Genomic DNA, 10,477 nt, shown 5'->3' with positions numbered 1-10,477 from the left:
ATGAAAATCTTAACTATTTGCTCTGTTGCTTTTTTAGCGACCTTGGCAAGCAATGCGCATAGCCAAGAGAAGGGTACAACCGTAGAATCACTTTTAAAGATTCAAGACAAAAAAATACTCGAACATAAACTCGATTCACTTATTCATGCGAACGAAAAAGGAATTTACACTGTCATAAATTATTACGCAGAGAAGAGAGATTATACTCGATATGATTCTGTATCCGCGCTCATGCCTACGCTTTATCCCTATGGTCGCGCGGGATCAATCAGTATGGTCCGCAGTATAGCAGAGTTGAAAGACCTCAAAGAGGTGAAGGATAGCGTCGCAAGCTTCGAGCAAAAATATGACAAAGAGTTCTTGGACGATGCTTATCTATCTGCAGGTATTGCCTTTTCGAAGCAGAAAGCAAGTTTACCGGAGACTGTTGCTTACGTCAATAAAATTAAAAAAACATTGCAACGCATCACCGCTGCGTTAAATACAGCACGGTATATGGAGTTTCATCAATCCGATTTATTGGAAGGTTATTTGAAGTCTGAAGCAAAATGGAGAGCGAAAAATCTTAGCGCTGCGGAAATAAATAACCAGAACTATGTGCCTATTTTCCAAGATATGGAATACGCTTACTCCCGACTTTTGCAGAAGCAAGGAAATACGGTTGAAGCGCTAGCCGTTGCGAGAAAAGCTTATGAAATCCCAATTGAATCAATGCCTGAGGAACAGTTATATTATCTGGGGCTATTATTCAAACAAGAACAATATGAAGACGCCTTCCCTATTGTCGATGCATTAGTAAAGCAAGGAAAAGGTACCATCGAGCTAAAACAACAATTAGCGACTGCATACGAAAAAGTCTATAAAAAGGATGCCCAGGCTTATATTGCTGAGATTGAAAAAAATCTAAATGATGCCGTTGAAAAAGATATCGTTAAATATTCAGTTACGCAGCAAGTTCCGGATTTCGAAGTATTAGATACAAAAGGAAACAAAGTCAGTATCGCCGATTTTAGAGGAAAAACGATTGTAATAGACTTCTGGGCGACGTGGTGTGGACCGTGTAAAAAGTCTCTTCCAGCGATGCAGCGTACTGCCAACCTATATAAAGAAGATAAAGATGTGGCATTCCTTTTTATCCATACTTGGGGAAGATCAGAAGGATCGTTAGCGGAGGCGGTTAAATATTTCAAAGACAATAACTACGACATGGATCTTTACATGGATAACAAGCAAGATGATGGGTCGTTTAAAGCAGCCGAAGCGTTTAAAGTGCGAGGGATTCCACAAAAGTATGTTGTCGACAAAAACGGAGTAATCCGTTTTGTAGCTGCTGGCTTCAGTGGTGGCGAAGAGGCGGCAGTTGTTCAACTACAATCGATGATCGGAAAGACTAAGAAATTTTAAATCTGAAGCTAATGAAACTGAATAAACTTGTGCTGTTCATTGGAATGGCATTCTTTTCTAGCGCCGCAACGGGACAGGAATATATCAATTCTGTCAACCTCGTTAAGCAGATGGAATCTAGAGCAAACGCGGCATCATTTGACGCGACGAAGTTGGAGAATATGTTCAAGAATTTCCATTTGGTGCAGGAAAAGAAGAAAGTAAAGATAAAAGTACTACCTCCTTCCAATAAAGCCTTAAGTGCGGAGGAAGTATTCGAACAACGCTATCCTTCTGTATTTATGTTTGTACAGATTTACAAGGATAAAGAAGGTAAAAGGAAAATCAACGGCGCAGGAACTGCGTTTCCAATCTCGGAAGACGGCTATTTCATAATCAACAACCATATGGTCGATGAATTAGGTTTAGGAGTAGGCGATCCAGCAAAAGTTGATAAGCAAGTAAAACTGATGATGGCCAACCATGCTGGCGAACTGTTCCATATCGACTCGGTCGTAACATTCGCTAAGGAAGCCGATATCGCCATTCTCAAAGTGGATCTGAATGGCCAGAAGATTAAGCCCTTTGCATTAGGGAATGATTCTAAAACAGGTGCTGAGGTCCACGTACTCTCCCACCCTCGTAGCTTACATTACTACTTCTCCTCAGGAAAAGTTGCACGTCTTACGGAGTTTGGAGACCGTGGTATTTTCAGCAGAAAGATGGAAATCACTGCAGACTTCGCTGCAGGATCATCCGGAGGACCAATCATCGATAATAAAGGAAACATCGCAGGCTTGGTGTCATTAACAAAATCATTTTATTACGACCAAGCAAATCAAAAGAACTTACAAATGGTCATTAAAGAGACCATTCCGGTAAGTGTCATCAAAGCACTAATCAGTGAGTAACACCTAATTGTTAATAAATCCGAAATGAAAGAAGCTGTCTGATGACGGCTTCTATTGTTTGTAAAAATCCTCTAATAAATGACTTTAGTGTAGGATTTAGTCATTTTGCAAAAGACAATAAAGAATCGAAGAAACTATTCCCGTTAGCACAATTAAAGGTCTGCTAAATCCTTAAACAAGTTTACTACACTATTACTAAATAATAACAAAAAAGTCGAAGCATGCTTCGACTTTTTTGTTCTCTGTCATTTTTGAATCAAATAGATGCCATTATGAATAAACATGGATTAAAATAGATAACTTTGTCGCTCACTAGCTACAAGGACACGAGGGTGGAAAACCATTTTATTAGCAAATAATATTTTATGAACTTTTTACGAAAAGTTATAGTTCAAATCAGTGAGCTTTACGAGCGCATCATTCTAACGGGCGTGTCTGATGATATCAGCTTTCTCTTGCGCAAAGAGATCAAGATGGTGAATACAATCGCATTGTTCAGCACCATTATTATATTCATATATGGTTTATACAACATCATCCATTTCCCATTTATTGGCATCCTCAATTTCATTTGCGTAGCGAGCATCTTGTATTGTTTCCGATTAAATGGACAGCAGAAACACCAAATAGCAAAAAGTTGGATTCTCATCGTCTTTGCATTTGTGTTAATCTCGGTGAATCTAATATCGCCCAACACAACCGAATATTATTTAATCATTGTACTTACCATCGGTTTATTAGTATTTAAACAGAAGCGTACCAAAATAAGCGTCTTCGTATTGGTTTCTTTAGCGGTATTAATCCCAAAGTTTTACGTCTACCAGTTTCCTTTTATGGAGGATGTTGGCAAAGACCGATTAATTCTAAATTCTGCATTAGGCTTGCTATTTCTAACCGCATTAGTGCTGTACCATCAATCTATTCAAAATAAGTATCAAGATCATATCAAGGAGCAAAGTCTAAAGATCTTACAGCTCAACAATGATTTAAAGCATCTTCTTGCGGTAATTGCGCACGATATACATTCTCCGCTTCAAGCCACCTCCATGATGATGGATTATATTGCCAACGAAAAAATTGAAACAGAAAATCGAGAGAATTCGCTCCTGCTCGTCAATAAACAACTTAAAAGCCTAAGGTCAAATTTAGACAACCTGCTAGAATGGAGTAGAATGAACATGGGCGGAATACAGCCAAAAAAAGATAAAATTCTTTTGCATAATTTAATTTTGAATGCTGTGGAATCATTCGAAGTACGCCGTTCGGAGAAAGGAATAAAAATCATTTCGGAAATTCATCCCTCGGCGAGTATTGTTGCCGATCCGATACAGATTAGTATCGTTCTTCGCAACCTACTCGACAACGCTATAAAATTTAGCCATTCGGGAACTAATATTTTGATTTCGACAAAGGAAGCTCCTTCTGCTGTAGAGCTCTGTATAAAGGACGAAGGAAAAGGAATGTCCGAATCCCAAATCCAAAACCTTTTTCAAGGTGTTGGTGAACCAAGTTACGGCACGTTTGGTGAAAAAGGAACTGGATTGGGTCTTGTTCTAGTGAAGGAATTGGTGGAGGCTAATAATGGCGCAATCAAAGTCCATAGTCAGGAAAAGGTCGGAACAACCTTTCTTATTCAATTCCCTAAGTAAGGAACAATCGCGATTATTTCAGTTTTACACGAAGCAACCGATCGCTAGCGGTCATATAAAGGAAACCATCAGCACCGAATGCGCAGTTTGCTGTACGAATGCCTGAACGAATTCTCCCTATCGCTATACCGTCAGTACCGATAACAACAACACCATCGCCCGCCGCAGCAAACACATTCCCATTTCTATCGACTTTAATCCCATCGGCACGTATTTTTTCCGCAGGAAACGCTTTTTCAAAATCAATAAAAATTCTACCCTCGCCCTTGATGTTTGCATTCTCCAAGTCATAAACCATTAGGTAGGGTTTAGCATCATCGCTCAAAGCGACATATAGCTTGCTGCCATCAGCATTGACCGCAATACCGTTCGGACGTGCAAGATTATTGATAACCTGCTCGACTGAATTATCCGTTTTATTAACCCTATATACACCGTTCTGAGCAATTTCTCTATTGCTTGTGTCATTCAAACGCCCCGGAAGACCGTATGGAGGATCTGTGAAAAAATAATATCCTAACGGATGCTCACAAAGATCATTCGGAGAGTTGAAACGCTTTCCTTCCCATTTGCTTACAAGGGCTGTTTTCTCTTTTGTCGAAAGATTAATCTTTGTAATTCGACGATTACCATGATCGCAGGCAATCAGATCCCCTTCTTTATTGATTAGAAGACCATTTGTACCAGGTTCGTCGCTATACCATTCAGCCCCTTCATATCCTGACGGCTTTATGAAGGGTCGCAGCCCACCTTCTTTATCCCATTTGTAAATCGTATTCAATCGAGGATCGCTAAACAAAAGATAATTGCCACGCTTATTCCATACTGGCCCCTCCGCCCAAACCATGCCTTCACCCAGATTTTCAATAATAGCCTTTGCACTTATTATCTTCTGCATCCCTGGTTTTAGGATCTCAATTTTAGTAGTCTGCGCAAAATTATAAGACATAGAAAGAGAAAGTATAGAAATTAGAATCAGTAGTCTCATGCGTAGTTTAGTTTGATTGTAGACTGAAAATAAGGAAATTAATCGAAAACCATTGGGACAAAACCTACTTTTTCAATTAAACTAAATATTTTGCTCAACTATTTTCCCCCAAGTTAATCTTTCCAAATTTCCCATTTAATACCTCCACATTCCCCCTGAATAACACAAGCCTTTCCAATCTCCTCTTCCCTATCTTTAAGCATGAAAACATTCAAATCAATTATTTACGCATCTATCTTCGCTTTCATCTCTATAATCTTTATAGCTAGTTGCAGCGATAATGACGAACCTGTTATTCCACAAACAGGAAATGTAAAAGCCACCTACCGTATCGTTGGCTCATCAGGAGTAAACATTACATCCATTGTATTTCAAGAAAACAACACACCAGTAACCCGAAGAGGAGACTTCGGCGCTGAATGGACAAGCCATGAAGTAGAAAACGAGGGCTATCGCACTATCGTAAATGCGACAGCTTCTGGACCAAGCGACCAATCAACATTAAAAGCACAAATACTTATTGACGGAAAAGTCGTCAAAGAAAGTCCGTTATCCCAAGGAAAAATATTAGTTACGAGTCTTAGCCTATATTAAACATAGTAAAGGCGGTATTCAATTAAGAAATACCGCCTTTTAACTATTATTACTACTCGTCCTTCTGCTGCTTATTTTCGCTTTTCTTTTCTTTCTTATTGTGCGTAATGTCTTCGCCTTTGAATGCATTCTCCTCATGCTCTCTGCTATCTAAATTATCTTTATTCTGAACAGGCTTGTTCTGAATAGCATGGCTAGCCGGGTTCTTTGTCTTTCCTTGATTTTGATTTGTACTCATCTTCTTTTGATTTTTAGTTCAACCATCGATGTCAACTATAAAACAATCAAAAGCATAAAAAAGTTCTGTATTAATTATTAAGCATCTTAACGGCAAGTATATGCTTACAAAGACCACGCTTGCCCTGATGGTTCGTAAACCAATTACAAGTACATCGGCTCTGTTCTCCTTGAATGATCACCGTATGGATTACATCAGTGCCCACTACGCGCGCCTCAATGGAATCTCCAGTATTCCTTACAATCTCAACACCTTCTGTCGCAAGCAACTTCTTTGCATTCTTTAATCGCGGGTTCAACGATAGAATTCGCTCCATTTTAAAAGGCAAGCGACGATAGTAATGCTGATGGCTATGTAGATCATAACCTAGAAGTCCGACCGACGAAAGCGATGCCGTTAAGCTATCCATCGTCGCAAAATCCACATCATGCTCGATAGAAAGCATCGTAGGATCAAATAATTCATTGGACTTTAACAAGGAATTGACACCCATTACCCATTCATCTGGAACAGCCTGTATCATATTCTCTAAGACATTTCCTTCACCTGAAAAACCACGATAATTATCCGGTGAAAGCGCCAATGTCAAGCGCATATTCTTAAAATCTGCCACGACGGAACAACTCTCCCCTCCTAGCTCCTGGTAAACGGTCATATTGTCAATATATGGCAATATACCTTCCAACAAGCGTAGGCGTTGTATGCCGCCTATCCGAACGGAGTCTTTATTTGCAATTGGACTCAACACAAAACGGTTCGCACGCTGATGCAGAAAAAACTCCCCCTTCACATTACCGCGCGGAATGCTCTGAAAAAGTTGCACCACCTGCACTTTATTTAACCTGAACTTCTCCTCGATCCCCGCTAAATACAGCTGAACGGACGTCAATCCCTTAATCCAACGTTCCGGTAATCGCACCTTCTTCTCTACCACCTTGCCCTTATCGGTACTGATCGACACTTCCTTGCTCCCCACGCCCAACACCATCTTTTCAGTTTTCTTGACGCTATTTAAAGCGTTCAACATCGGTTCGTTAAAATCAACATTGGTGGTTCCGCTAGCAAGGAATTCCCCATCGATAGCATCTTCCAACAAGTCTAAACGTGCATAAACACCATTACATGAGGAAAAACCCTCAAATCGAATCTGGTCAGTGCCTGCAGAAACAATAGGGTCACGAAGACTCGCAGGAATCGGCCCAAAACTAGAGCGCACCACCTTCGATAAGGTCATCAGACATTTTGACGTGGTCAATGGGTCTGTTAAACTTCCCCAGAAAAAACAAGGCACTTCGTTTACCTCTTTTATCTCCGCCTGATGTGATAGCACCAAGCGCTGAATTCCCGATTGCTGCGTAAGTACCGAACTGCCCTTATAGGCTATATCAAAATCTACAGTTGCCATAATCTTATTTTAATATCTTTTTAAGTAGAGGTTGAAGGGATTTATAAGCTTCAAATCGCTTAAACGAAACCTGCAATTCCTCAGTTAACTCTAAATTGTTTTTCTGCTGCAAATCGTAAAAAAGCTCCACAAGTTTCTTCAAATTCGTAGGCATCTTTTCCTTGATTTCCAAATCTTTCAATACGGCTAGCAATAAAGCCAATAAGGCCTGATTATGTTTTGCCGATACATCCTTGCTTTGTTCCAACACATCTGCTAAACGCCCAATCGGGCCGTATTCGCCGTTCATTAAAAACAGCAAATGCTTCGCCACGAGATCTACAGGAAAGCGATTCTGATCGACAGCTTGAATAAACAATTCAACGCAGACCGCACGCACGGTTTTATCAGCGCTGAAAAAACTGCTGGCAATATAGAGTGCCGAATGATCCCGAATAATATAATACGGATATAGCATCTCTTCCAAAAATGCTTTCGTGTCTTTCGTCCCCCAAATTGCCATTCGGTTATAGGCATAGGTGTACAAAATCGCCATACTATCTGAATTTTGCGGCAATAAGCTATGCACGTATCGAACATCCAAATTACTGGCGTAATAACCAAGGTACTGATTCGAACCACGCGAAAAAAGATCTAAACCAGCGAGCAAGGTCTTGGGATAAGCTTTAAATACAGGAAACTCAATGATTAATTCATTACCAACTAAAAATGGCTCGTGAACTTTCTGTAGATAATTGTATTGCTGAATATAGTGTGGTTTGATGGACAGTTTAGGGTCAAAAGGCTTAATAACAGTGGGCGCGTTAGCAACGCTCGAGTTTTCAAATACTGAAAAAACACCGTCGGGATCACTGATGCGAGCAATCGTCGCCCATATGCCTAACAGTAAATTCTTCTCGTCCGAATTACTATCCATTATTTTCCCAAACCAATTCGACTTTTTGACACTGATTTCATCACTCAATCCAAAAGCATAACTTAATATCGAAACAATCTCCTTCGCCTCTATCCTCCCAATTTTTTCTTCAATACCAGCTAACTGCTCTTTCGGCGCTCTACTCAATGCAATCGCCAAATCGATCAAGTTCAAAGGAACCTTCGCTTTTTCATGCGCAATGATCCGATCGACCAGCACATGCGGAGCAACCCAAAACGGTTTATGTGTCGGCAGACTTAATGCTTCCAAACGGATTCCATCTCGCCATCTTTCCTGCCACATTTGCATCTGATCGTTCATTAAATTGACTAGAGAAAGCGTCTTCGCATATTTATTTTGGTATACATATATTTTTGCGCTATTCTCTTGATGGCTATAGAATATATGCGAAAAAATCTGATAACAATGAGACTCCGAATAGGTATCTCGCAGTTGCTTCAAATAAGGTGCTAATTGTTGCTTATAATCCGCCGGGAAGTCTCGAAAGTGCAGTGTCCAAGCATTCATCAAAATCTCGATTTCAATATGATCCTTGGAATGTAGCACTTTCCCCAATTGAAATAGAATATCATTCCATTCCGACGGTACGGAGATTTCTTCATCAAGCTTTACCGTCGGATCAGGCGAATAGATATAACTCTCCAACTCTCCACCAGACAAAGTCGATAATATATCCTCCTCAGTATAGTACTCCACCGTATCTCCCATGAAAGACTTCAAATCTTGCGCATTCGAACCTAACATTTGTCCGGAATACATAGCAAGTTTATCCGCCAAGGCATCCGAAGGTTTTTCTTGATGTTTCAGAATAAATTTAGTCGCCCGATCCTGCAATTGCAAGTCTGGTATCATAAACGTATCAGCAGCCAATAGATTGACCTGTTCCTTAAATTGGGGATAATCCTTCAATACCTTATCCAATTGAATCAACAAAGTCTTTACAGCACCTTTCAAATCTGTACGCATGAAAATAGGGCTTATCCAACTTAGAAATTCTCCTCGATCGAATTCAGGATGCGATAAAACAGGCTTCAACAAATTAATTGCGAAGTTTATCGGACCAGTCTCTTCCGTATGGAACATAGGGAAAATACTATGTTGATATTTTATAAGTTCTGTCTCATCGAATGCCATTTGTAGGAGCATCTCTCGGAAAAAGCTCTTCTGCACATTGTTCCAGCTTTTTGTTTGAATCTCCAAAGACTTATTGATCAAAAAGTCACGATCAATTTTGCCCTCGGCCAATAGTTTTTGAAAAACCACATGCCAGAGTAATTGGTTATCATCACGACTGTAGTCCCACTTGTAAGCGACTGTGTTGATGTTTGACGGATATTCAAAAACTAGAGGTACATCGCGCTTTACGGAAATGTCGTCCGAACAGAATTCTTCTACATAACGATCGATATTTGCAGCATCATTCACTGCTTCAGGGAAGTAGGTCACTGCGCTCACATACACTTCCGAATTGAAATGCATCAATCCTCTACGTTCCCACGCGCGCAAACTATCGTATCGGATGCTCAACCAGTCGTTGCGCTGCAATTGCTGCGCTAAATAATCTGATAACCAATCTGGCTGCGCCCATGCTAATACCGCCGCAACCTGCGGATCCTTTGTCGTGTTCAATAGCTCGACAAACTCGGGCCATGAATTCGTATCCGTTAAACTGAAGGTACCCAACGCCAAAAGATTAATTACACGTATCTGCTGCTTCGTCCCGCGTTGACCCCAAGAATAGCTGTTATGCTGCCTATACTCAGGCTCCTTATCCAAGTTGACAAAGGATGCATAAAAACGCTTCGCGCTGCGAATCTCCTTTTTCAACAATTCTAAATTACCCTTCGCATATTCCTGTAAAAACGGCAACACCGCGTCGTTTTGCGGATGTTTTATCAATTGGCGAAAAGCTCCCAATACCTCTTCTTTTCGCTGTTGCGAAGATGTCTTTGCAATAGGCTTCCCATCTTTTTGCACAGCCTTTTGCACATCCACAGTCCCATCTTCCGAATAGCCTTTCTTCGTCTTCTCGCGAACTAATTTTTCCGCATCTGCTAAACAAGCCTCCTCCGTATCGAAAGTTTTCGTCTTTGATTGTCCGTCGGTGCCGTTCCGACCATAAGTCACCGTATGGCTACTCCCCGAAGTCTGTATTTCCCAGAATTTATCCGACGTACCGTCAATATATTTTAGATGCTTAAACATAAGTTTCAGAAGTTTATAATACATATTAAAATATGAATTAAAAGAGGTAAACACAAGCATAATCAGGTCCTTAACATTATTATAACCTCAATCAGCTACAAGAATAGGACAGGAACTAATCTGTTTTTCTTTACCTCTCCTTCTACTCAATCCCATTTCAAAACCCT

8 protein-coding genes are annotated in these 10,477 nt (G+C 40.4%); 4 read left to right on the top strand and 4 right to left on the bottom strand.

The annotated features are described in order from the left end of the window. The 3 genes from DSM08_RS06915 (at position 1) to DSM08_RS06905 (ending at position 3,943) form a co-directional block, all read left to right on the top strand. The gene (locus DSM08_RS06915) at positions 1 to 1,404 is read left to right on the top strand and encodes a TlpA family protein disulfide reductase (RefSeq protein ID WP_149525473.1); all 1,404 of its coding nucleotides are present in this window, start codon (positions 1 to 3) and stop codon (positions 1,402 to 1,404) included. 11 nt (positions 1,405 to 1,415) lie between these two features. Next, on the top strand, positions 1,416 to 2,294 hold the full coding sequence (locus DSM08_RS06910) for a S1 family peptidase (RefSeq protein ID WP_149525472.1): 879 nt from the start codon (positions 1,416 to 1,418) through the stop codon (positions 2,292 to 2,294). 365 nt (positions 2,295 to 2,659) lie between these two features. Further along, on the top strand, positions 2,660 to 3,943 hold the full coding sequence (locus DSM08_RS06905; protein WP_149525471.1) for a sensor histidine kinase: 1,284 nt from the start codon (positions 2,660 to 2,662) through the stop codon (positions 3,941 to 3,943). A gap of 13 nt (positions 3,944 to 3,956) precedes the next feature. Here DSM08_RS06905 and DSM08_RS06900 read toward each other — a convergent pair whose 3' ends face one another. Further along, positions 3,957 to 4,841, bottom strand: a complete 885-nt coding sequence (locus DSM08_RS06900) for an SMP-30/gluconolactonase/LRE family protein (protein ID WP_187773996.1) — start codon at positions 4,839 to 4,841, stop codon at positions 3,957 to 3,959. Positions 4,842 to 5,132: 291 nt separating this feature from the next. Between DSM08_RS06900 and DSM08_RS06895 the strand changes: the two genes are divergently transcribed. After that, the gene (locus DSM08_RS06895; protein ID WP_149525469.1) at positions 5,133 to 5,525 is read left to right on the top strand and encodes a hypothetical protein; all 393 of its coding nucleotides are present in this window, start codon (positions 5,133 to 5,135) and stop codon (positions 5,523 to 5,525) included. Between the two features lie 52 nt (positions 5,526 to 5,577). Here DSM08_RS06895 and DSM08_RS06890 read toward each other — a convergent pair whose 3' ends face one another. The 3 genes from DSM08_RS06890 to DSM08_RS06880 all read right to left on the bottom strand — a co-directional run bounded on the left by DSM08_RS06890 (position 5,578) and on the right by DSM08_RS06880 (position 10,310). Further along, positions 5,578 to 5,763, bottom strand: a complete 186-nt coding sequence (locus tag DSM08_RS06890; RefSeq protein ID WP_149525468.1) for a hypothetical protein — start codon at positions 5,761 to 5,763, stop codon at positions 5,578 to 5,580. A gap of 70 nt (positions 5,764 to 5,833) precedes the next feature. Next, positions 5,834 to 7,168: an SWIM zinc finger family protein gene (locus tag DSM08_RS06885; RefSeq protein ID WP_149525467.1), complete on the bottom strand. Its 1,335-nt coding sequence runs from the start codon at positions 7,166 to 7,168 to the stop codon at positions 5,834 to 5,836. Positions 7,169 to 7,172: 4 nt separating this feature from the next. Next, a complete protein-coding gene (locus DSM08_RS06880) occupies positions 7,173 to 10,310 on the bottom strand; it encodes a DUF6493 family protein (protein ID WP_149525466.1) in 3,138 nt (1,045 codons plus the stop codon). Positions 10,311 to 10,477: the final 167 nt, after the last annotated feature.

The organism is Sphingobacterium hotanense, from assembly GCF_008274825.1.
In the GTDB taxonomy this organism is placed as follows: Bacteria; Bacteroidota; Bacteroidia; order Sphingobacteriales; family Sphingobacteriaceae; genus Sphingobacterium; species Sphingobacterium hotanense.
This window is presented reverse-complemented; position numbering and strand designations above follow the sequence as displayed.